Genomic DNA, 22,126 nt, shown 5'->3' with positions numbered 1-22,126 from the left:
TTTTCGACAAGCAGAGACGTACCGCCGACCCGTTCGGTTCGTCCCGGGCCACGTGAGCAGGCTCACTCGGGCAGACGAAACCCCAGGTCAAGCCGCCTCACACAGTCGCTCCCCGGGCCGTGATCCCTCGGAAAGCACACGTCATTGCCGTGAAACGGGCAGGCAACTTCCGGCCGTCACCATCAGTTCATGAACCGGATCAGCACCAGCCAGCGCGGCCTCGTGGAGCTCGACGGCAGGCGGCGCCCCGAGCCGCCCGCACTCGTCCTCGTGGCCCACGGCAGCCGCGACCCGCGCACCCTGGACACGGTCCACCGCCTCCTGGACCAGGTCCGCGAACAGCGCCCCGGCCTCCCGGTGCACCTGGGCCACATCGAACTCAACGAGCCCCTGCTCCCGGACACCCTGGCGTCCCTCGGCACGGCGGAAGCGGTCCTGGTCCCCCTGCTCCTGTCCCGCGGCTACCACGTGAAGCGGGACATCCCGGAGATGGCGGCGGCCTCGCGGGCACGCACGCGTGTGGCGCCCCCGCTGGGCCCGCACCCGCTTCTCGTGGACACCCTGCACGCCCGTCTGGTGGAGGCGGGTTGGCCCCCGAGCACGGACGAGGAGACCCGCAGGACGAGCGCCGTGGTCCTCGCGGCGGCCGGCTCCCGCGACCCGGACTCGGCCCACGACACCCGCCGCACGGCAGAGCTCCTGGCCGCCCGCCTCGGGGTCCCGGTGATCCCGGCATACGCGAGCGCGGCGACCCCGACGGTGGACACGGCGATCAGGGCACTGACGGCAAGAGGCCGCGAAAGGGTCGCGGTGGCCTCGTACTTCACGGCCCCGGGTCTGTTCGCGAGGCAGTGCGCGGAGAAGGCTCCCTGGATGGCGGCGGCCCCCCTCGGCACGCACCCGGCGATGGCCGACCTGATCCTCCACCGCTACGACCAGGTGTCCGGCGCAAGGGGCGCGGGGAACCGCGCGACCGGCCAAAGACTGCCCGCACTCGCCGGATAACCGGTACCGGGCACCCGCTCAGGCGAATTGTCAGTCACTGCCCGTACTGTCAAGACATGCTGTACGACCCGCAGTCAACAGAACGCTGGGCCCCAGAACCCGACAAGCGCCCCGGCCGCACCGCCTTCCAACGCGACCGCGCCCGCATCCTCCACTCCGCCGCCCTCAGAAGGCTCGCGGGCAAGACGCAGGTCGTCACACCGGGAACCCGCAACCAGAAATGGGACGCCAGCCCCCGCACCCGCCTCACCCACTCCCTGGAGTGCGCCCAGGTGGGCCGCGAACTCGGCGCGGCCCTCGGCTGCGACCCCGACCTGGTCGAGGCGGCCTGTCTCGCCCACGACCTCGGCCACCCTCCCTTCGGTCACAACGGCGAACAGGCCCTGAACGAATTCGCCCACGACTGCGGCGGCTTCGAGGGCAACGCCCAGTCCCTGCGGCTCCTGACCCGCATCGAGCCCAAGCGCTTCACCGAGGAGGGCTCGGTCGGCCTGAACCTCACCCGGGCCACCCTCGACGCGGCCACCAAGTACCCCTGGCCCCGCGGCGGTCACACGTCCCACAAGTTCGGTGTCTACGAGGACGACCGCCCCGTCTTCGACTGGATCCGCAAGGAGTCCCCCGGCACCCGCACCACCTTCGAGGCCCAGGTCATGGACTGGTCCGACGACGTGGCGTACTCCGTGCACGACGTCGAGGACGGCCTGCACGCGGGCCATGTCGACCCCAACTGCCTGCACGCGGAACCGGAACGCCGGGCGGTCTTCGAGGTCGCCCTCGGCCGGTACGTCCCCGAGGACACCGACCCGGCGGAGCTCGCGGAGGCCCTGGACCGCCTCCAGGACCAGGACTGGTGGCCGCACGGCTACGACGGCTCGGCCGTCGCCCAGGCCCGCCTCAAGGACGCCACCAGCCAGCTCATCGGCCGGTTCTGCCTCGCCGCCGAGACCGCCACACGCGCGCGGTACGGCACCGGGCGCCTGACGAGATACGGCGCCGAACTCGTCGTACCGCACGAGACGCGCCTGGAGTGCGCGGTCCTCAAGGCCGTCGCCGACCGGTACGTCATGCAGCGCGCGGAGCAGGAGCGGCTGCGGGCCGACCAGCGGGTCGTCGTCGCGGAACTCGCCGAGGCGCTCACCGCCCGCGCCCCGGCCGGCCTCGACCCGCAGTTCCGCGCGCTGTTCGACCAGGCACCGGACGACCGCGCGCGCAAGCGGGTGATCGTGGACCAGATCGCGTCCCTCACCGATGCGTCCGCCCGTTCGCTTCACGCACGTCTCACGGGGCACCTGTGATGCTTGCGGGACAGAAAATGTGCGGAGGCGACGGGAGTGACGTGAATCGAGCCCGAATGTGACCCTCCGTGGCCTGATCGGGCCACTCCCTCTTCCCCCATCACGCTCCGTGCGGGACGCTCCCATGTGGCGGCACCCTTACGAGGAGGCATCAAGTGGTCGACGCGGATCAGACATTTGTCATCGTCGGAGGAGGTCTGGCCGGCGCCAAGGCGGCCGAGACGCTCCGCACGGAGGGCTTCACCGGCCGCGTGATACTGATCTGCGACGAACGCGACCACCCCTACGAGCGCCCGCCGCTCTCCAAGGGCTTCCTCCTCGGCAAGGAGGAGCGCGACAGCGTCTTCGTGCACGAACCCGCCTGGTACGCGCAGAACGACATCGAGCTGCACCTCGGCGAGACCGTCGACGCCATCGACCGTACGGCGAAGACGGTCCGCTTCGGTGAGGACGGCACCGTCGTCCGCTACGACAAGCTGCTGCTGGCGACCGGCGCCGAGCCGCGCCGCCTGGACATCCCCGGCACCGACCTCGCGGGCGTCCACCACCTGCGCCGCCTCGCGCACGCCGAGCGCCTCAAGGGCGTGCTCGCCGCCCTCGGCCGGGACAACGGCCACATCGTGATCGCGGGCGGCGGCTGGATCGGCCTGGAGGTCGCGGCGGCGGCCCGGGAGTACGGCGCCGAGGTCACCGTCGTCGAGCCGCAGGCGACCCCGCTGCACGCGGTGCTCGGCCCCGAACTCGGCAACCTCTTCGCCGAACTGCACCGCGAGCACGGCGTCCGCTTCCACTTCGGCGCGAAACTCACCGAGATCGTCGGCCAGGACGGCATGGTGCTCGCGGCCCGTACCGACGACGGCGAGGAGCACCCGGCGCACGACGTCCTCGCGGCGGTCGGCGCGGCCCCCCGGATCGCGCTCGCGGAGGCCGCGGGCCTGGAGATCGCCGACCGGGCGCACGGCGGCGGAGTCGTCGTCGACGAGCGGCTGCGCACCTCCGACCCCGACATCCACGCGGCCGGTGACGTGGCCTCCTTCCACCACGCCCTCTTCGACACCCGGCTGCGCGTCGAGCACTGGGCGAACGCCCTCAACGGCGGCCCGGCGGCGGCCCGCGCGATGCTCGGCCAGGACCTCGCCTACGACCGCGTGCCCTACTTCTTCTCCGACCAGTACGACCTCGGGATGGAGTACAGCGGGTGGGCGCCCCCGGGGACGTACGACGAAGTGGTGATTCGCGGGGACGCCGGAAAGCGTGAGTTCATCGCGTTCTGGCTCAAGGACCGTCGAGTGCTGGCCGGGATGAACGTGAACGTGTGGGACGTCACAGACCCCATCCAGCAGCTGATCAGGACGAAGACACAGGTGAACACGGAGTCCCTGGCGGACCCGCACGTTCCGCTCGAAAGCCTCGTCCCGTGAGTGTCAGCGCACCCCCGTAGAATCACCGCGTGGCAGGACGGATCAACGACGAGGACGTGAAGGCGGTACGGGACGCGGTCCCGATCGACGCCGTGGTGTCCGAGTACCTCCAGCTGCGCAACGCGGGCGGTGGCAACCTCAAGGGCCTGTGCCCGTTCCACGACGAGAAGTCGCCGTCCTTCCAGGTCAGTCCGAGCAAGGGGCTCTTCCACTGCTTCGGCTGCCAGGAGGGCGGCGACACCATCACGTTCGTGATGAAGGTCGACCACCTCACCTTCTCGGAGTCGGTCGAGCGCCTGGCCGCCCAGGCCGGCATCACCCTGCGGTACGAGGAGGGCGGCTACAACCCCTCCCACCAGCGCGGCGAGCGCATCCGTCTGGTCGAGGCCCACAAGATCGCCGCCGACTGGTACATGGAGCAGCTGGCGAGCAGCCCGGAGGCCGACACCGGCCGCCAGTTCCTCGCCGAGCGCGGCTTCGACCAGGCCGCCGCCGCGCACTTCTCCGTCGGCTACAGCCCCCAGGGCTGGGACCACCTCACCCGCTTCCTGCGCGGCAAGGGCTTCACCGACAAGGAGCTGTTGCTGTCGGGGCTGTCCCAGGAGGGCCGCCGCGGCCCCATCGACCGCTTCCGCGGCCGTCTGATGTGGCCGATCCGGGACATCGGCGGCGAGGTCGTCGGCTTCGGCGCCCGCAAGCTCTACGAGGCCGACACCGGCCCCAAGTACCTCAACACGCCCGAGACGGCGATCTACAAGAAGTCCCAGGTGCTCTACGGCATCGACCTCGCGAAGAAGGACATCGCCAAGGCGTCCCGCGCGGTCGTCGTCGAGGGCTACACCGACGTCATGGCCTGCCATCTCGCCGGCGTCACCACCGCCATCGCGACCTGCGGCACCGCCTTCGGCGGCGACCACATCAAGATCCTGCGCCGGCTGCTGATGGACAACGGCTCGGCCCGCGTGATCTTCACCTTCGACGGCGACGCGGCCGGCCAGAAGGCGGCTCTGCGCGCCTTCGAGGACGACCAGAAGTTCGCCGCCGAGACCTACATCGCCATCGCCCCGGACGGCATGGACCCCTGCGACCTGCGGCTCGCGAAGGGCGACGAGGCGGTCTCCGACCTGGTCGAACCCCGTACCCCGCTCTTCGAGTTCGCGCTCCGCCAGATCGTCGTCCGCTACGACCTCGACACCCCCGCGGGCCGCGCCGCCGCCCTCGACGAAGCGGCCCCGATCGTCGCCCGCATCAAGAACAGCGGCGCCCAGCACGAGGTCGCCGTCCAGCTCGCCGGGATGCTCGGCATCCTCGACACCCAGTTCGTGGTCAAGCGGGTGGCCCAGCTGGCCCGTTGGGCCCGCGACCGCGGCGGCAAGGGCCCGGCCCCGTCGGGACGCGGCGGGCAGCAGCCGTACGACTCCGCCCCGCGCCCGGCCGTCTCCGGCCCCGCGCTCACCCTGCGCAACCCCGTCTACGCCACCGAGCGCGAACTGCTCAAGCTCGCCCTCCAGCGCCCCGAACTGGTCTCCCCGGCCTTCGACGCGTACGGCATCGACGAGTTCACCGCCCAGCCCTACGCCGCCGTACGCCAGGCGATCATGGACGCGGGCGGCGCCGAGTACGGCGTCCAGGACTCCCAGGACTACCTCGTCCGGGTCCGTGAGGCCGCCCCCGACGACACGGTCCGCGCGATGGTCACCGAGCTGGCCGTCGAGGCGATCATGCGCCGCACGGTCGACGAGAACTACGCGGGCGAGCAGCTGGTCCAGGTCCGCCGCCGCGCCGTCGACCGCCGTATCCAGGAGATCCAGGGCACCCTGATCCGTCTCGGCACCGGCGGCGACCCGGCCCATCTGGCCGCCGTGCAGAACGAGGTGTGGGTGCTCCAGCAGTACGGCCAGGCACTGCGGGAGCGCGGGGCCGCGGCCCTGTGACGCCTGAGGGGTAGCCGCTTGTACCCCTGATGGACCCGACCTTCTCCGTCCGGCGCGCAGCCGGTTTCGTGGGGTGCACGGTACGAGACCGACCCCTGTGGAGAAGAGGCGATGAGCACGCGAGGAACTGTTCTTCTCCCAGGTCCACCTGCACGGCGGCCCGGCCCCCGTCCGCCGCGGCCTCCCCTCCGCGTCAGCCGTTCCCCGGCCGGCCGAGCCTGATCATCGCGCGGTACAGCGCCGTGGGCGTCGGGCCGTCGGGCAGCGGGGGAACCTCGGTGCCGGGGGTGGCGTAGGCGCGGATCATGTGGCCGACGAGTCGGCGCCAGGTGTCGGGGGCGGCGTCGGCCGTGGCGGCGACGACTCCGGCGTTGGCCATGAGGAGGACGACCAGGTCCTCCGGGGTGAAGTCGGGGCGCAGCCGGCCGCTGTCCTGGGCGTGGCCGATGAGTTCGACGAAGCCGTGGTACGCCTCGGCGCGGCGGGACTCCAGGGCCTTGGCGGCGGGGAAGGTCATGGTCAGGACGTCGGCGAAGCCGCGGTCGGCGGCCTGCATGGCGCACACGGCGTGGAGGTAGCCGGTGAAGCCGTGCCAGGAGTCGGGGTCGGCGAGGGCCTCGGCGACGGCGACGGCGTAGGCGTCCATGCGGTCGGCGAAGACCGCGGTGATGAGGTCCTCGCGGCTCGCGAAACGGCGGGACAGGGTGGCCTTGCCGACCCCGGCCTCGCGGGCGACGGAGGCCATGGAGACACCGAGTCCCTCGGTGGCGTAGAGGCGGCGGGCGGCGGCGAGGATGCGGTCGCGGTTGCGCTCGGCGTCGGCGCGCAGCCCCGGTTCGGGCTGCCTGCCTGGGGTTTCGTCAGGGGCTGCGGAGACGGTCATGCCCCCATCCTAACTAAGTGGAACAGGCGGCCCACTTCTGGTGTTACCTTGAGGGAGGGAAACGGGAAGCCCGTTCCACTTATCTGAAGGTGTTGATCACATGCGTGCCCTGACCTTGGATTCCGTACCCGCAGCCCCGGCCGTGGGGGAGGTGGAACCGCCGCGCCCGGAGGCGGGCGAACTGCTGGTGCGGGTCGCCGGCTCCTCCGTGAACGGCTTCGACGCCGCGACCGCGGCCGGCTATCTCCAGGGAATGATGGAGCACCGCTTCCCCCTGGTGGTGGGCAAGGACTTCGCGGGCACCGTCGAGGCCCTCGGCGAGGGCGTGACCGGCTTCGCCGTGGGTGACGCGGTCTTCGGCGTCGTGATGAAGCCGTTCCTGGGCACCGGCTCGCTCGCCGAGTACGTCACCGTGCCCGCCGGCCACGGCGTCGCGGCGATCCCCGAGGGCCTGGACATCCTGGCCGCGGGCGCGCTCGGCCTCGCCGGGACGGCCGCGCGGGACAGCGTCGACGCCGTGGCCGTCGAGCCCGGCGAGAACCGGCTGGTGTCCGGCGCCACCGGAGGCGTGGGCGCGCTGGCCGTCCAGATCGCCGCCGCGCGGGGCGCCAGGGTGATCGCCACCGCCCGCCCCGGCAAGGAGACCGACTTCGTCACCGGACTGACGGACGCCGAGGTCCACCCGGTCGACTTCACCGCCGACCTCGCCGCGCAGGTCCGCGCCCTCGCCCCGGCCGGGGTGGACGCCGTGCTGCACCTCGCGGGCGACGGCGCCCAGCTGGTGCAGCTGCTGCGCCCGGGCGGCCGTATCGCCTCGACCCTCGGCTTCGGCCCCGACGCCGTCGAAGGGCAGGACGTCACCGCGCACTCGGTGATGGCCGACGCCAACTCCGCCACCCTCGCCGCCCTGGCCGACGCCGTGGTCTCCGGCACCCTCAGCGTCCCGGTGACCGCCACCTACCCCCTGGACCGGGCCCCGGACGCCTTCGCCGCGTTCGGCGCCGGCGCACTCGGCAAGCTCGCCGTCACCTGCGCCTGACCGACCCGCCACCCCTCACGAAAGAGACCCGCATCATGCCCACGCTCGCCATCGTCGGCGCCGGTCCCGGTATGGGCCTGGCCATCGCCCGCACCTTCGGCTCCCGCGGCTTCGACGTCGCTCTGCTCGCCCGCACCCCCGAGAAGCTGGACGACCTCGTCGCCCTGCTCGGCAAGGAGGGCATCACGGCCGCCGCGTTCCCCGCCGACGTACTGGACCGCGAGTCCCTGACCACCGCGCTGGACGCCGTCCGCGCCCGCTTCGGCTCCGTCGACGTACTGGAGTACTCCCCGGCACCGCACTCCCCGGTGCCCGGCTTCACCACGGCCACGCCCAGCGAGGTCACCGTCGACAACCTCCAGCCGCAGATCGAGTACACCTTCTACGGCGCCGTCGCCGACGCCCGCGCGGTGCTGCCCGCCATGCGCGAAAGCGGCGCCGGGACCCTGCTGTTCACCTCCGGTGGCGGCTCGATCGACCCGGTCCCGATGTTCGGCAACGTCAACGCGGCGGGCGCGGCGCTGCGCAACTGGGTGATCAACCTGCACAACGAACTGGCCGGCAGCGGGGTCCTCGCCGCGCACGTGGCGATCGCCACCTGGATCGGCGCGGGCGCCCCCGAGGGCTATCCCTCCGCCACTCCTGAGCAGATCGCGCCCCTGTACTGGGAGTTGCACGAGAAGCGTGACCGGGCCGAGGCCGTCTTCACCGCCTGACCCGCCTCCCTTCCCCCTCCGGGCGACACCGACCCCTCCGGTGCCGCCCGGAGGCCGTTCCCGGCCCGGCCCGGGGACCGGATCCGGCCGATTCCCCGCCAGGACCGCCTGATCGGCCCACGGGCGGGAACCCGCGAAAGTGAGCCCCGGCCGCGCCCGCACGTCGGCACGGCCACCGAGACTCACGGGCGCCGGCACCGTGTACCCGCCACGTGGGTTTCGCACAAGGAAGCGGACACGCGCGGATCGTGGCAGATCAGGGCGGTCGCCGGCCTCCGGGATCTTCGCGAGGGTAACCACGCGGTCACGGACCGGACTCAAAAAGTCACCGCACGCCCCTCGTGGCGGCGATGTGTCGTACTCCACACTGGGTTCCGGTGCCTGAGTCCTCGGAGCGCGGCCGATCCGTCCCCAGCGGGTCCCAGACCCCCGCGGTTCCGCTCATCGCGTACGGGACGGACAGCGGCGAGGCCGCCGACTCCGCCCCCGAAGTACCGCTGCCGTACTCCTTGGCAGCGATCATCCTGGAGGTCGCCCCCGTGCAGACCCAGACCCTCGCACAGACCGAGAACAGTACGGACGACACAGCAGAGCAGGACGCCGAGACCGACGTTCTCGTCGCGGTGCCCCCACAGAGCCGTGTCGCGCACCACCCGGAGGCGGAGCCCGAGGGCCCGCCCGCCGAGGCGCTCGAGCGCGCGGAGACCCCCGAGCCGGTCGAGCCTCCCGTGCCGCCCCGCAGCCGCGCCGACACCAGCGGCCCCTCCTCGGACCTGTTCCGCCAGTACCTGCGGGAGATCGGCCGCATCCCGCTGCTCACCGCGGCCGAGGAGGTCGAACTCGCCCGCCGGGTCGAGGCCGGCCTGTTCGCCGAGGAGAAACTGAGCAACACCCCTGATCTGGACAGCCAGTTGGCGCTGGACCTGGACCGACTCGTCGTCCTCGGCCGGATGGCCAAGCGCCGTCTCATCGAGGCGAACCTGCGGCTCGTGGTGTCCGTCGCCAAGCGGTACGTCGGCCGCGGGCTGACCATGCTCGACCTGGTGCAGGAGGGAAACCTCGGCCTGATCAGGGCGGTCGAGAAGTTCGACTACGCCCGCGGCTACAAGTTCTCCACCTACGCCACCTGGTGGATCCGCCAGGCCATGTCCCGGGCCCTCGCCGACCAGGCCCGCACCATCCGAGTCCCGGTCCACGTCGTGGAGTTGATCAACCGGGTCGTCCGGGTGCAGCGCCGCATGCTCCAGGAGCGGGGGTACGAGCCGACGCCCGAAGAGGTGGCCGCGCATCTGGATCTGGCCCCGGAGCGGGTCAGCGAGGTGCTGCGGCTCGCCCAGGAACCGGTGTCGCTGCACGCCCCGGTGGGGGAGGAGGACGACGTCGCCCTCGGGGACCTGATAGAGGACGGCGACGCGGCCTCACCCGTCGAGTCGGCGGCCTTCCTGCTCCTGCGGGAGCATCTGGAGGCCGTGCTGTCGACGCTGGGCGAGCGGGAGCGGAAGGTCGTTCAGCTGCGGTACGGGCTGGCCGACGGGCGTCCGCGCACGCTGGAGGAGATCGGGCGGATCTTCGGGGTGACCCGGGAGCGGATACGGCAGATCGAGTCGAAGACGCTGAACAAGCTGCGGGATCACGCTTTCGCGGATCAGCTGCGGGGCTACCTGGACTGAGGTGGGGGCCGTCGGCGAACGGCCCCCGCCCGGCTAGTCCACTTCCGCCACCGCCTGCGCGAACTGCGCCTTGTACAGGCGGGCGTACGCCCCGTCCGCCTCCAACAGGTCGGTGTGGGTGCCCTGTTCGACGATCGAGCCGTTCTCCATCACGAGGATCGTGTCCGCGTCCCGGATCGTGGAGAGCCGGTGGGCGATGACGAACGACGTGCGGCCGTGGGCCAGTTTGGCCATGGCCTTCTGGATGAGGACCTCGGTACGGGTGTCGACCGACGAGGTCGCCTCGTCGAGGACCAGGATCACCGGGTCCGACAGGAAGGCCCGGGCGATGGTGATGAGCTGCTTCTCGCCCGCGCTCACCCCGCTGCCCTCGTCGTCGATCACCGTGTCGTAGCCGTCGGGGAGGGTGCGGACGAAACGGTCCGCGTGGGCCGCCCTGGCCGCCTCCTCGATCTCCCCGCGCGTGACCTCGCGCGAGGCGCCGTACGCGATGTTCTCCGCGATGGTGCCGCCGAACAGCCAGGTGTCCTGGAGGACCATGCCGATCCCGGCGCGCAGCTCGTCCCGGGACATCCTCGCGATGTCCACGCCGTCCAGGGTGATCCGGCCGCCCGAGACGTCGTAGAACCGCATGAGGAGGTTGACCAGGGTGGTCTTGCCGGCGCCGGTCGGGCCGACGATCGCGACCGTGTGCCCGGGTTCGACCTTCAGGGAGAGGTCGTCGATGAGCGGCTTCTCGGGGTCGTAGCGGAAGGAGACGTGCTCCAGCGCCACCCGCCCGCGCAGTTCCCCGGGCTTCTCCGAGACCTCCGGGTCCGCCTCCTGCTCCTCCGCGTCCAGGAGTTCGAAGATCCGCTCGGCCGAGGCGACACCCGACTGCACGAGGTTCGCCATCGACGCGACCTGGGTGAGCGGCATCGAGAACTGGCGGGAGTACTGGATGAAGGCCTGCACGTCACCGATGGACAGGGAGCCGGACGCGACCCGCAGCCCGCCGACGACCGCCACCAGCACGTAGTTGATGTTCGAGACGAACATCATCAGCGGCTGCATGACCCCGCTGTTGAACTGCGCCTTGAACCCGGCCTCGTACAGCGCGTCGTTCTGCTCCGCGAACTGCGCGGCCGACTCGTCCTGGCGGCCGAACACCTTCACCAGGGTGTGCCCGGTGTACATCTCCTCGATGTGGGCGTTGAGCTTGCCGGTGGAGCGCCACTGCTGCACGAAGTGCGGCTGCGAGCGCTTGCCCACGCGCGTGGCGACGACGAACGACAACGGCACGGTCACCAGCGCGACCAGGGCCAGCAGCCAGGACACCCAGAACATCATCGCCAGCACACCGATGATCGTCAGCAGCGAGTTGATGAGCTGGCCCATCGACTGCTGGAGGGTCTGGCCGATGTTGTCGATGTCGTTCGTCGCGCGCGACAGGACCTCGCCGCGCTGGCGCTTGTCGAAGTACGACAGCGGCAGCCGCGACAGCTTCGTCTGGACGTCCTCGCGCATCCGGAACATCGTGCGGTTGACGGCCCGGTTGACCAGCCGCGTCGCCACCGCCATCAGCAGCCCGGCGACGAGGAACACCCCGACGGCGAACAGCAGCACATGTCCCACGGCGGTGAAGTCGATGCCCTTGCCGGGCGTGAAGTCGGTGCTGCGGAGCATGTCGGCGACCTGACCCTCGCCGCGTTCCCGCATCCCCGCGAGGACTTCCTCCTTGCTGGCGCCGGAGGGCATCTGCCGTCCGATGATGCCCGCGAAGACCAGGTCGGTGGCCTTGCCGAGGATCTTCGGCCCGACCACGTTCAGGCCCACGCTCAGCACGACGCAGACCAGCATCGCGTAGAGGGTGAACCGCTCCGGCCCGAACCGGGCGAGCAGCCGCCGGCCGGACACCTTGAAGTCCAGCGAGCGGTTCTCGGGACCGGAGCCCGCCATCATGCGCCCCATGGGCCCGGCCATCAGGCAGCCTCCGCTTCCGTGAGCTGGGAGAGCACGATCTCCCGGTAGGTCTCGTTGTCCGCCATCAGCTCGCGGTGGGTACCGGTGCCGACGACCCGGCCCTCGTCGAGGACGACGATCCGGTCGGCGTCCCGGATGGTGGCCACCCGCTGGGCGACGATCACGACGGTCGCCTCCGCGGTCTCCTCGCCGAGCGCCGCGCGCAGGGCCGCGTCGGTCGCGTAGTCGAGGGCCGAGAAGGAGTCGTCGAACAGGTAGATCTCCGGCCGCTGCACCAGCGTGCGCGCGATGGCGAGCCGCTGGCGCTGACCGCCGGAGACATTGGTGCCGCCCTGCGCGATGGGGGAGTCGAGGCCGTTCTCAAGACCCTCGACGAACCCCTTGGCCTGCGCCACCTCCAGCGCGTGCCACAGCTCCTCGTCCGTCGCGTCGGGATTGCCGTACCGAAGATTGGTCGCCACGGTCCCCGCGAAGAGGTACGGCTTCTGCGGCACCAGCCCGACGGTCCTGGCCAGCAGCCTCGGCTCGATGGTCGACACGTCGGTGCCGTCGACCAGCACCTCGCCGTCGGTCGCGTCGAACAGCCGGGGGACGAGCCCGAGCAGCGTGGACTTGCCGCTGCCGGTCGAGCCGATCACGGCGGTCACCTCGCCGGGCCTGGCCACCAGGTCGATCGACCTGAGCACCGGCTCCTCGGCCCCGGGATAGCGGAAGCCCGCGCCCCGGATCTCCAGATGCCCGTGCCGGCGCAGCTCCAGCACCGGCGCCACCGGCGGCACCACGGACGAGGAGGTCTCCAGCACCTCCTGGATGCGCTCGGCGCACACCTCCGCGCGCGGCACCATCATGAACATGAAGGTGGCCATCATCACGGACATCACGATCTGCATCAGATAGGCGAGGAACGCGGTCAGATCGCCGATCTGCATCCCGCCGCTGTCGATCCGGTGGGCGCCGAACCACACCACCGCGATCGACGACAGGTTCACCGTCGTCATGACCACGGGGAACATCAGCGCGAGCAGGTTGCCGGTCTTGAGGGAGATCTCCGTGAGGTCGCCGTTCGCCTTCCGGAACCGGCCCTCCTCGTACTCGTCCCGCACGAACGCCCGGATGACCCGGTTGCCGGAGATCTGCTCGCGCAGCACCCGGTTCACGGTGTCCAGGCGCACCTGCATGGACCGGAACAGCGGCCGTAGCCGCCGCACGATCAGCGTCACGCAGATGCCCAGCGTCGGCACCACGGCCACCAGCACCCCGGACAGCGGCACGTCCAGGCCGAGCGCCAGCACGATGCCGCCCACGCACATGATGGGCGCCGACACCAGCAGGGTGAACGTCATCAGGGCCAGCATCTGGACCTGCTGGACGTCATTGGTCGTCCGGGTGATCAGCGTGGGCGCGCCGAACTGGCCGATCTCGCGCGCCGAGAACGACTGCACCCGGTCGAAGACCGCCGCCCGCAGGTCCCGGCCGAGCGCCGACGCGGTCCGGGCGCCGTAGAACACCGCCCCGATGTTGCACACCACCTGCGCCAGCGAGATACCGATCATCACGGCGCCGTAGCCGAGGATGTAGCCGGTGTCCCCGTTGACGACGCCGTTGTCGATGATGTCGGCGTTGAGCGTGGGCAGGTAGAGGGTGGCGCAGGTCTGGAGGAACTGGAGCAGCACCAGAAGGGCGATGGGTTTCTTGCAGGGCCTGAGATAGGTCCGCAGAAGTCGTATGAGCACGCTACGTCTCTCGGAGTCGGCGACGGGGCGGTTGGTTGCCCCTGGCCCCTATCGTCGAACACTCCACCCGTGTTACCTCAACCGATTAAGCCGACAGCAGTGCTTCGTACGGCCTTACGGGTTCTCTCGGAGGCCGACTCCTACCGGAGTCTTACCTTCCGGGGTTTACCGGAACGCCCCCGGGTACATCTGCTCGCGCACCGACACGTACTGCTGCCGCACCGCCTGCCCGACCGCCAGCTCGTCGCCCGGTTCCAGCACCTGCGCGGCAGGGCCCTGCCACATCGGCGGGGTCCGCGGGTCCAGGGTGCCCTGCGACACCCCGAGCGCCCAGGCCGCCTGCCGGGCGGCGCCGATCGCCGCGTAGTCGGCCGGCTGCGGCACCACGACCTGCGCGCCGAACAGCGCGGGCGCGGCGGCCTGTACGGCGGACAGCTCGGCGGCGGCCCCCAGCAGGAAGACCCGCCGCACCTCGACCCCCCGGCCGCGCAGCACGTCGAGCGCGTCCGCGAGCCCGCACAGCATGCCCTCGAACGCCGCCCGCGCCAGATGCTCGGGCCGCATCGACTCCCGCCGCAGCCCGCTCAGCGTCCCGGCCGTGTGCGGCAGGTTCGGCGTCCGCTCACCTTCCAGATAGGGGAGCAGTACGAGGCCGTGGGAGCCCGGCGTCGACTTCATCGCGAGTTCGGACAGGCTCTCCAGATCACTCAGGCCGAGCATCTCGGAGGCGCCGCGCAGGGTGCGTACGGCGTTCAGGGTGGTGACGACGGGCAGGTGCATGCCGGTCGCGTCGGCCAGGGAGGTGATCATCCCCGTGCTGTCGACGAGCGCCTCGGGGTGGACGGCCATCACGGACCCGGACGCGCCCAGCGACACCACGGCGTCCCCGAGGCCGATGCCGAGCCCGAAGGCGGCGGCCATGGTCTCGCCGGTCCCGGCGGAGATCAGCAGCCCCTCCGGGGTCGTACCGGCCGCGTCCGCGGGGCCGATCACCTCGGGGAGCATCGCCTGGTGGCCGAGGGCCAGCTCGACGAGGTCGGAGCGGTAGGCGCCGGTGGCGGCCGACCAGTAGCCGGTGCCGGAGGCGCCGCCGCGGTCGGTGGTCCGGCGGACCGGCCGGCCGAGCAGCTGCCACACCAGCCAGTCGTGGGCCTGCATCAGCACGGCGGTGCGCAGGGCGGCGTCGGGCTCGGTCTTGTTCAGCCAGCGCAGCTTGGTGACGGGCTGCGCGGCCTGCGGCACACACCCCACCGCCTGGGCCCACGCCTCGCGCCCGCCGAGCGCGTCGACGAGGTCGGCCGCGGCGACCTGGGCGCGCTTGTCGCCGCCGACCATGGCGGGGCGGACGGTGTTGCCCTGGGCGTCCAGCGGCACGACGGCGTTCTGCTGGGACGACACGCCGATGGCCTGCACCCCTTCGAGGAGACCGCCGCCGGCGGCTTCACCGAGGGAGAGGAGCCAGGCCTGGGGGTCGACGTCGGAAGGACGGCCGCTGCCTTCGGCGACCTCGACCGGGTGCGGGGCGTACCCCTGTTTGAGCACGGCACCGGTGTCCGCGTCGCAGACGACGATGCGAGTGAAATCGGGTGAGCTGTCCAACCCGGCGACTATCCCCATGGCGGAAATTCTATGGGCGTAGCGTCGCGGGGGGCGCGCGGCGGTGGGCGGGTGCGGGCCGTCCGGGGCCGGGCGCGCACCTCAGACGGGCGGGACCCCGCCGATTTCAGGTGTTGCTGGTGCCCCAGTCGTCCTCGGCGGCGCCGTTGGTGTTGCGCTCGCGCAGGTGGCGGACCCGCTGGGTGACCGACTCCGGGACCCGGTCCCCGACCTTGTCGCTGACCGCGTGGTACGCCTTGCCGGCGAACTGGCGGCCCTGCTGGGCGGCGGACTCGGCGGTGTTGCGGACGGCGGGGTTCTGGGCCACCTGGCGGGCGGACTTCTTCAACTGCTCGTAGCGCTCGCGCCCGGCACGGGTGCCCAGCACGTAACCCAGAGTCAGTCCGACCACGAACGTGAGCTTGTAGCGCATGGTGGCCACCCTTCTCCCTTGCGTAGGTCTCCGGTGCGACGTCGGTGCCGGGGGAACCGATTGGCGGAGCACCCCCCTGCTTGCGCTAATGTATGTGTCGCAGCGAGCGCCCGCCCCCTGGCGAATACCCAGGGAGGTACGTTCGATGCAACGAGGCGATCCTCCGTAGCTCAATTGGCAGAGCAGCCGGCTGTTAACCGGCAGGTTACTGGTTCGAGTCCAGTCGGGGGAGCTTCGATCTTCCGTAGCTCAATTGGCAGAGCAGCCGGCTGTTAACCGGCAGGTTACTGGTTCGAGTCCAGTCGGGAGAGCAGAAGGAAGAGGACCCCGTAGGGGTCCTTTTTCATGTGCGGAGGAACCGTGCAGGTCACGGCGGAGTCCTCAAGGGCATGCGAAGTCGCCCCTGCGAAGCAGGAGATCGTATGAGCGGCTATGCTGCGGCAGACGGCGCGCACACATGTACGCGACACGCCGCTATGGGGCGGTAGCTCAGCCGGTTAGAGCAGCGGACTCATAATCCGTCGGCCGTGGGTTCGAGTCCCACCCGCCCCACCTGTGCAGGGCTGTGACCTGCGGAAACGTTCTTTTTTTGGGTGCTGGATCGTCAACTCTGCTTCAACGGACTGAATCTGCTGCCGGAGCAGGTGGTCGAGATTGCTGTCGGCCGGAGGGCCGGCTGCGCTCGGGATCGAAACCGGGATCCAGGGGCCACGCAGGGGCCGGGACGGCGTGGATGTGTCGCGCGTGTGGGATCCCGAGCCGTGTCGTACCACGAGCCGGGGCACTTCTCTGTGCTCGACGCCCGCTCTGCTACGGCTGGACTGACTGCCGGCAGCGGGTCCACCAGGAGTCGTTGCCGCCGATCCGGTGCCGGAGGACGGCCGCCAGGAACTCGCCGTCGACATCGCAAAGGCGGCGCCACCACGCGGCGTCGAGCGCCTTGAGGGCCACGCCGTCCGGCGCCGCGATCCCCCGTGCGATCCCGCCAGCCGACCTCCGGCGGGACCGGGCTGCCCGGGTGCACATCCTCGACGACCGTGAGTCCGGCGAGTGCGAGTAGTTCGTGGAGTTTCTCTTGGCGGCGCACACGGGCATGATCCCGGCCGGCTCTCGGTGGGACAAGGCCCTCAGTCCGGGCCCAACCGACCCTCACCTGCGTACACGTCATTGACCGCGATGTCGTTCGGCGTCCCCATCCGGGCGGACGGGGTGTCAGGTGCCGTTCGGTGTCCGGGGGTTGCCGGGGTGGCGTGTCAGGGCGCGGCGAGTCGGTTCACCAGTAGCTCCACCCGCTGCTCGGCGTCCTCCGGAGGGAGTCGTCCCGCTCGGGTCAGGGTTGCCAGGCCGTGCAGGGCGGCCCAGAACGTCTCGGTGAAGAGGCCCGGGTGGACGCTGGGCCCGGCGGCCTCGGTCAGGGTTTCCAGCAGGGCGGCGAAGGCGTCCTTCAGGGGTTCCGGGGTGTCCTCCCGCGCGTAGGGCAGGCCGCCGTCGAGCTGGAAGAGGGCGTCGTAGACCGCCGGGTTGTGTGCGGCGAAGTCGAGGTAGGCGTGGGCGAGCGCGGTGACCCGGGCGTGCGGGCTGTCCGCGGTCGCCGTCGCGGCACGTACCGCCGCGGCCATCTCGGTCGCGCCCTGGAGGGCCACGGCGCCGATGATCTCGCGTTTGCCGCGGAAGTGGCTGTAGAGCACGGGCTGGCTGTACTCGATGCGCTCGGCGAGCCGGCGGGTGGTGACCGCGTCCCAGCCCTGCTGCTCGGCGAGTTCGCGGGCCGTCGCCACGATGAGGCGCTCGCGGCTCGCCCGCTCGCGTTCCTTGCGTTCCTGTACCGACATGCCTTGATGCTAGCAGTGCTAGACAATCGAGCGATGGCATTGCTAGCGTTGACTCTAAAGCTAGCAATGCTAGATACCGGAGGGGTCGTCATGCTCGACGTGCTTGAGGTCGTCACCACCGTGGTCGTCGGGTTGATGGTGGGGGTGGAGTTCTCCGTCGCCTTCGTCATGAACCGGATCCTCGACGCGCTGCCCGAGGACAGCGGACAGCTCGGTCACGCCCACGGGGGCCGGATGCTCGGTGCCGTGATGCCGGTCTGGTACATCGGCTCGCTCGTCCTCGTCGGCGTATGGGCCGCCGCCGGGTGGTCCGGCGACGACGGCACCGGTCTCGTGGTCACCTCCGGCGCGCTGCTGATCGTCAGCGTCCTCATGTCGGTCCTGCTGCTCGTCCCGATCAACGACCGGAACAAGACGTGGACCCCCGAGAACCGGCCCGCCGACTGGAAGCGGCAACTGGACCGCTGGGGGCGCCTCCACCACGTCCGGCTCGCCGTCATCGGCGGCGCCTTCGTCCTGCTGGTCGCCGCCCTGGCCTGAGCCGGGCCGAATCCCGTACGCGAGCCGGCGCGTCGACTCCAGTCGAAGACCGGCTGGTGCCCCGGCCGGCCCCTCACCGCCCCGGTCGAAGAGGGCGGCGACACGTCCGAGGGGCCCGGCGCTGCCGGCGACGACAGGGGTGACTGCGTCACCCTGCGGCAGGCGTCGGATCAGAGCGTCCTGGACAGGACCCCGATGGACCAGGACACGCGTCTCGGGCGGGCACGGCTCTCGGTGTCTTCGGGGGAGGTGTCACGCTCGCCCCCCCCCGGCCGTCCGGCGGGCCTCCGGGGCATGGCGGTCGGGTCGGCTCAGCGGTGGCCGTGGGACATCGAGCCGTCCCTGCTCGGTGACGCGGACGCGGGGGCCGTGGAGTTGCGCAGGACCAGTTCCGTGCTCACCTCCATGTGGTCCATGAGCAGCTTCTGGCCCTCGATGAGGGAGAGCAGGGCGCGGGCCGCTTTCTGGCCCATGTCGTGCAGGGGCTGCCGTACCGTCGTCAGGCCCGGGAAGCTCTGTGCGGCCTGGGGGAGGTCGTCGAAGCCGACGACCGAGAAGTCGGTGGGGACGGTCAGGCCCAGTGCGCGGGCCGCGTCGATCGCGCCGAGTGCCATCAGGTCGGCGCCCGCGACGATCGCCGTGGGGGCGTGCTCGGTGATGAGCCGGGTGGCCGTACGGAATCCGCAGGCGTAGGAGAAGTCGCAGGACGCGACCATGTGCTCGTCGACCTTGAGGCCGGCGAGCCGCATCGCGTCCTCGAAGCCCTGGAAGCGGACCGAGGTGCTCTCCAGGTCCTCCTCGCCGCGGAGGTAGGCGATCCGGGTGTGGCCCAGGTCGATCAGGTGCTGGGTGCCCTGGCGCATGCCGTGGTAGTTGTCGACGGTCAGGCGGGGGAGGGGTACGTCCAGGCGCCGGGGGTCGATGATCACGCAGGGGAGTTTCTGGCGGCGGAGCAGTCTCACCGTCTCGTCCTCCAGGACGGGGGCGATCATGAGGACTCCGTCGACCAGTCCGCGGCCGAGGAACTCGATCCGGTCCTTCTCCCGCACCGCGTCGTGGTACGAGGCGTTGACCAGCAGTTCCTGCTCGGCGCTGGCCAGTTCGTCGGCGACTCCGCGCAGGATCTCCAGGCCGTACTGGCTGGTGAGGTCCAGGGCGATGAGGCCGATGAGCCCGGTGCGGCCGGCCTTGAGGTTGCGGGCGGAGATGTTCGGCCGGTAACCGAGCCGGCCCGCGACCTCCAGCACCCGGCGACGGGTGTCCTCCGAGGCGCCGGGCTTGCCGTTCATCACGTTGGACACGGTCATCGCGGAGACGCCGGCCTCCTCGGCCACCTGTGCGATGGTCACCCGCGCTGCCACGCCAACTCCTTCTGCCTGCCGAGTACTTGGGTCGAACCGGAGCTCCGGCCATCTGGCGCTCACTCTTGCATGCCCCTGGGGAAACTTCCAGGAAACTGTAACGATAAGGCAGTGTCTCCCTAAGGGGAACCCTTGCTGAGCGGGGGCTGTGGCGCGCCTCTTGAGGGCTTGGACGGCCACGGAAAGTTACGTATAGATGTCGCCTAAGTTTTGCGTTACAGTTCCCGGCCATCGGCACGAAACGTTTGCCGCAACTCGGGTCCACCGACCCCTTTCCGCCGTATCGGCGCCGCACCCACACGGATGCGGGCCGACCGGATCAACCCCCTTCAGACATGACGAGTCGGTCCGTACCGACGATGGGTGAGGTGTGCAATGAAGCGCTCTGGGAGACGAATCGCGGTCGCCGCCACGGTCACCGCCATGGCGATGTCGCTCGCCGCGTGCGGCGGCGGGTCGAGCGGTGCCTCCAGCGACGGCACGGTGACCCTGCATGTGGAGGCGTGGAAGGGCGGCGGCGCGGAGCCGGCGAACGTCGCCGAGATCAACAAGGCGTTCGAGAAGGCGCACCCCAAGATAAAGATCGACTTCGAGTACATCACCGCGAACGACACCTACGTCCAGAAGCTCCAGCCCGAGCTGCTCGGCGGCAAGGCCGGTGACGTGATCATGGTCGACACGGACAAGATGAAGAAGTGGGGCGCCTCCGGCTACCTCGCCGACCTGTCCAAGGAGTCCTGGGCGGGCCGGATCGCTCCCGACGCCAAGCCGTTCGCCCAGTCCGACGGCAAGACGCTGGCCATGCCGATGGAGCTGATCGGCATCGGCCTGTACGCCGACATGGACCTGCTGAAGAAGGTGGGCGTCACCGAGGTCCCGGCCGACTGGCCGACGTTCCTCGACGTCCTCGGCAAGCTCAAGAAGGCCGGGATCAACCCCATCGCGCTGCCCGACAAGTCCGGCTGGACCGGCAGTTCGGTGTTCCAGGCGAGCGGCTCGACCCTCGTCTACCAGAAGAACAAGCAGTGGGACGCCGACTTCCTGAACGGCAAGGCGTCCTTCGACCCCGACTGGCAGGGCCCGCTGGACCAGTTGAAGACCCTGGAGGACAAGGGGTACGTCGACTGGAAGAACGAACTCGGCGTCGACGAGTGGTCGCAGGGCCCGCAGAACTTCAGCGCGGGCAAGAGCGCCTTCTACTACCAGGGGGCCTGGCAGGTCTCCAACGTCAAGAAGGCCGGTTTCCCTGTCCGGTTCGCCCCCTGGCCGGGCGGCGCCGCGGGCACCAAGCCCAACGGCATGCTCTTCTCCGGCACCATGTGGGCCGTCAACTCCCAGTCCCAGCAAGGTGATGCGGCGCGTCAGTACGTCGACTTCTGGTCGCAGAACGCGAACCTCGCCAAGTACCTGGAGGCCGAGAACGCGGCGTCGCCGTTCACCGGCGGCACCACTCCGGAGAGCACCGAGACGACGGCGTTCACCACGGCCTTCAAGGACGGCCGCTACCGGATCCTGCCGTCCGACTCCTGGTACGGCGCGACCGCCGAGACCGCGATCGGCTCGAAGATCCAGGCGTTCCTGCTGGGCAAGGCGTCCGCCGCGCAGACCCTCAAGGACATCCAGACCGCGGCGAAGGCCAAGTAGCCCCGGACTCCCGAGAGTCCGGCCCCGCCGGCCGGCCGTGGCGGGAGCGCGAGGAACGGCTCCCGACCGCTCCCGCCACGGCCACCACCACCGCGAGGCCGATAGCCACGGTCGAGAGGCCAGGGCCCACGGTCAAGAAGCCAGGCCCATGGTCAAGAGACACGGTCAAGAGGAGGACCCCGTGTTCCACCGACGGCGCGCCACCATGGCCGCCTTCCTGCTGCCGGCGATCGCCGTCTACGGCACGTTCATGCTGTACCCGCTGGCCCGCGGCGTGTACCTGAGCATGACCGACAGCCTCGGCGGCCCGATCGCCCACTTCGTCGGCACCGACCAGTACCAGGCCATGGCCGACGACCCCGATGTCACCGCCGCCCTCTGGCACACCGTCCTGTACGCGGCCGTCGTGGTGGTCGTCCAGAACGGCCTCGGCCTGCTCTTCGCGAGCCTGCTCTTCCGCCGCCCGAAGGTCCGCAAGGCACTCAGCGTCACCCTGCTGACGCCGAGCCTGGTCTCCCCGGTCATGGCGGCGTTCATCTGGTCGTACCTCTTCGCCCCGGACGGCGGCATCAACGCCCTGCTGGGACTGCTCGGCCTCGGCTCCCTGGAGCACGTCTGGCTCGGTGACACCTCCACCGCCCTGTACGCGGTGGCCGCCGTCAACATCTGGATGTTCGCGGGGTATTCGTGCGCGATCTTCCTGGCCGGGTACATGAGCGTGCCCACCGAACTCCTCGACGCCGCCGCGGTCGACGGCGCCGGCGGCTGGCGGCGCTTCAGGTCCGTGGAGTGGCCGATGCTGGCCCCCGCGCTCACCGTGAACGTCACCCTCAGCCTCATCGGCTCGCTCAAGGTCTTCGAGTTCCCCCTGGTCCTCACCAACGGCGGCCCGGCCGGCGCGACCGAGACGCTGACGACGCTCGTCTACCGGAACGTCTTCGGCGGCGGCAAGTTCGCCTTCGGTATCGCCGTCTCGGTGCTCCTCCTGGTGACCGTGGTCGTCCTGTCCAGCGCCACCTCCTCCCTGCTCCGGCTCCGCGAGCGACGTATCTGACAGGC

18 protein-coding genes and 3 tRNA genes are annotated in these 22,126 nt (G+C 70.6%); 13 read left to right on the top strand and 8 right to left on the bottom strand.

The window, feature by feature from the left end; genetic code table 11:
- Nucleotides 1-189 precede the first annotated feature (189 nt).
- The 4 genes from G3I78_RS35395 (at nucleotide 190) to dnaG (ending at nucleotide 5,658) form a co-directional block, all read left to right on the top strand.
- Complete coding sequence (locus tag G3I78_RS35395) at nucleotides 190-1,005, top strand: sirohydrochlorin chelatase (protein WP_164432367.1); 816 nt, start codon at nucleotides 190-192, stop codon at nucleotides 1,003-1,005.
- A 56-nt stretch (nucleotides 1,006-1,061) separates the two neighbouring features.
- A complete protein-coding gene (locus G3I78_RS35390) occupies nucleotides 1,062-2,303 on the top strand; it encodes a deoxyguanosinetriphosphate triphosphohydrolase (protein ID WP_164432365.1) in 1,242 nt (413 codons plus the stop codon).
- Nucleotides 2,304-2,458: 155 nt separating this feature from the next.
- The gene (locus G3I78_RS35385) at nucleotides 2,459-3,724 is read left to right on the top strand and encodes an FAD-dependent oxidoreductase (protein WP_164432363.1); all 1,266 of its coding nucleotides are present in this window, start codon (nucleotides 2,459-2,461) and stop codon (nucleotides 3,722-3,724) included.
- 29 nt (nucleotides 3,725-3,753) lie between these two features.
- A complete protein-coding gene (dnaG, locus tag G3I78_RS35380; RefSeq protein WP_164432361.1) occupies nucleotides 3,754-5,658 on the top strand; it encodes a DNA primase in 1,905 nt (634 codons plus the stop codon).
- A 193-nt stretch (nucleotides 5,659-5,851) separates the two neighbouring features.
- Here dnaG and G3I78_RS35375 read toward each other — a convergent pair whose 3' ends face one another.
- Nucleotides 5,852-6,541 carry a TetR/AcrR family transcriptional regulator gene (locus G3I78_RS35375; protein ID WP_164432359.1) on the bottom strand — a complete coding sequence of 230 codons (690 nt, stop codon included), beginning with the start codon at nucleotides 6,539-6,541 and terminating at the stop codon, nucleotides 5,852-5,854.
- Between the two features lie 100 nt (nucleotides 6,542-6,641).
- Between G3I78_RS35375 and G3I78_RS35370 the strand changes: the two genes are divergently transcribed.
- The 3 genes from G3I78_RS35370 to G3I78_RS35360 all read left to right on the top strand — a co-directional run bounded on the left by G3I78_RS35370 (nucleotide 6,642) and on the right by G3I78_RS35360 (nucleotide 9,966).
- Nucleotides 6,642-7,580, top strand: coding sequence for an NADP-dependent oxidoreductase (locus G3I78_RS35370; RefSeq protein WP_164432357.1), 939 nt, complete (start codon nucleotides 6,642-6,644; stop codon nucleotides 7,578-7,580).
- Between the two features lie 35 nt (nucleotides 7,581-7,615).
- The gene (locus tag G3I78_RS35365) at nucleotides 7,616-8,296 is read left to right on the top strand and encodes an SDR family NAD(P)-dependent oxidoreductase (protein ID WP_164432355.1); all 681 of its coding nucleotides are present in this window, start codon (nucleotides 7,616-7,618) and stop codon (nucleotides 8,294-8,296) included.
- Nucleotides 8,297-8,673: 377 nt separating this feature from the next.
- Nucleotides 8,674-9,966, top strand: coding sequence for an RNA polymerase sigma factor (locus tag G3I78_RS35360; protein ID WP_164432353.1), 1,293 nt, complete (start codon nucleotides 8,674-8,676; stop codon nucleotides 9,964-9,966).
- A gap of 33 nt (nucleotides 9,967-9,999) precedes the next feature.
- Here the strand turns inward: G3I78_RS35360 and G3I78_RS35355 are convergent, their stop codons facing one another.
- From G3I78_RS35355 to G3I78_RS35340, 4 genes are all read right to left on the bottom strand, one after another.
- Entirely contained in the window at nucleotides 10,000-11,928 is a 1,929-nt protein-coding gene (locus G3I78_RS35355) for an ABC transporter ATP-binding protein (protein ID WP_164432351.1), read from the bottom strand.
- The gene (locus G3I78_RS35350; protein ID WP_164432349.1) at nucleotides 11,928-13,661 is read right to left on the bottom strand and encodes an ABC transporter ATP-binding protein; all 1,734 of its coding nucleotides are present in this window, start codon (nucleotides 13,659-13,661) and stop codon (nucleotides 11,928-11,930) included. The genes G3I78_RS35355 and G3I78_RS35350 overlap by 1 nt, the downstream gene beginning before the upstream one ends.
- 165 nt (nucleotides 13,662-13,826) lie before the next feature.
- A complete protein-coding gene (locus G3I78_RS35345) occupies nucleotides 13,827-15,278 on the bottom strand; it encodes an FGGY family carbohydrate kinase (RefSeq protein ID WP_164432347.1) in 1,452 nt (483 codons plus the stop codon).
- A gap of 106 nt (nucleotides 15,279-15,384) precedes the next feature.
- Nucleotides 15,385-15,690, bottom strand: coding sequence for a YtxH domain-containing protein (locus G3I78_RS35340; protein ID WP_164432345.1), 306 nt, complete (start codon nucleotides 15,688-15,690; stop codon nucleotides 15,385-15,387).
- A gap of 159 nt (nucleotides 15,691-15,849) precedes the next feature.
- On the opposite strand from G3I78_RS35340, the gene G3I78_RS35335 reads away from it, so the two are divergent.
- The 3 genes from G3I78_RS35335 (at nucleotide 15,850) to G3I78_RS35325 (ending at nucleotide 16,242) form a co-directional block, all read left to right on the top strand.
- Nucleotides 15,850-15,922 (top strand) — tRNA-Asn (locus G3I78_RS35335).
- A gap of 6 nt (nucleotides 15,923-15,928) precedes the next feature.
- Nucleotides 15,929-16,001, top strand: a tRNA-Asn gene (locus tag G3I78_RS35330).
- A 167-nt stretch (nucleotides 16,002-16,168) separates the two neighbouring features.
- A tRNA-Ile gene (locus G3I78_RS35325) sits at nucleotides 16,169-16,242 on the top strand.
- Between the two features lie 258 nt (nucleotides 16,243-16,500).
- On the opposite strand, the gene G3I78_RS35320 is transcribed toward G3I78_RS35325, so the two are convergent.
- Nucleotides 16,501-16,716: a hypothetical protein gene (locus tag G3I78_RS35320; RefSeq protein ID WP_239158263.1), complete on the bottom strand. Its 216-nt coding sequence runs from the start codon at nucleotides 16,714-16,716 to the stop codon at nucleotides 16,501-16,503.
- 227 nt (nucleotides 16,717-16,943) lie between these two features.
- Nucleotides 16,944-17,522, bottom strand: coding sequence for a TetR/AcrR family transcriptional regulator (locus G3I78_RS35315; protein ID WP_164432343.1), 579 nt, complete (start codon nucleotides 17,520-17,522; stop codon nucleotides 16,944-16,946).
- Nucleotides 17,523-17,612: 90 nt separating this feature from the next.
- Here G3I78_RS35315 and G3I78_RS35310 point away from each other — a divergent pair, with 90 nt between their 5' ends.
- Nucleotides 17,613-18,062, top strand: a complete 450-nt coding sequence (locus G3I78_RS35310) for a DUF1772 domain-containing protein (RefSeq protein WP_164432341.1) — start codon at nucleotides 17,613-17,615, stop codon at nucleotides 18,060-18,062.
- A 311-nt stretch (nucleotides 18,063-18,373) separates the two neighbouring features.
- Here the strand turns inward: G3I78_RS35310 and G3I78_RS35305 are convergent, their stop codons facing one another.
- Nucleotides 18,374-19,423 (bottom strand): LacI family DNA-binding transcriptional regulator, encoded by a 1,050-nt coding sequence (locus G3I78_RS35305; protein WP_164432339.1) that lies wholly within the window; start codon nucleotides 19,421-19,423, stop codon nucleotides 18,374-18,376.
- A gap of 375 nt (nucleotides 19,424-19,798) precedes the next feature.
- On the opposite strand from G3I78_RS35305, the gene G3I78_RS35300 reads away from it, so the two are divergent.
- Both G3I78_RS35300 and G3I78_RS35295 read left to right on the top strand, forming a co-directional pair.
- Nucleotides 19,799-21,067 carry an extracellular solute-binding protein gene (locus G3I78_RS35300; protein ID WP_164432337.1) on the top strand — a complete coding sequence of 423 codons (1,269 nt, stop codon included), beginning with the start codon at nucleotides 19,799-19,801 and terminating at the stop codon, nucleotides 21,065-21,067.
- A 181-nt stretch (nucleotides 21,068-21,248) separates the two neighbouring features.
- Nucleotides 21,249-22,121, top strand: coding sequence for a sugar ABC transporter permease (locus G3I78_RS35295; protein ID WP_164432335.1), 873 nt, complete (start codon nucleotides 21,249-21,251; stop codon nucleotides 22,119-22,121).
- Nucleotides 22,122-22,126 lie beyond the last annotated feature (5 nt).

This window comes from Streptomyces sp. SID13726 (assembly GCF_010548375.1).
Lineage (GTDB): Bacteria > Actinomycetota > Actinomycetes > Streptomycetales > Streptomycetaceae > Streptomyces.
The sequence above is the reverse complement of the archived record's forward strand: the minus strand, read 5'-3'. Positions and strand labels throughout refer to the sequence as shown.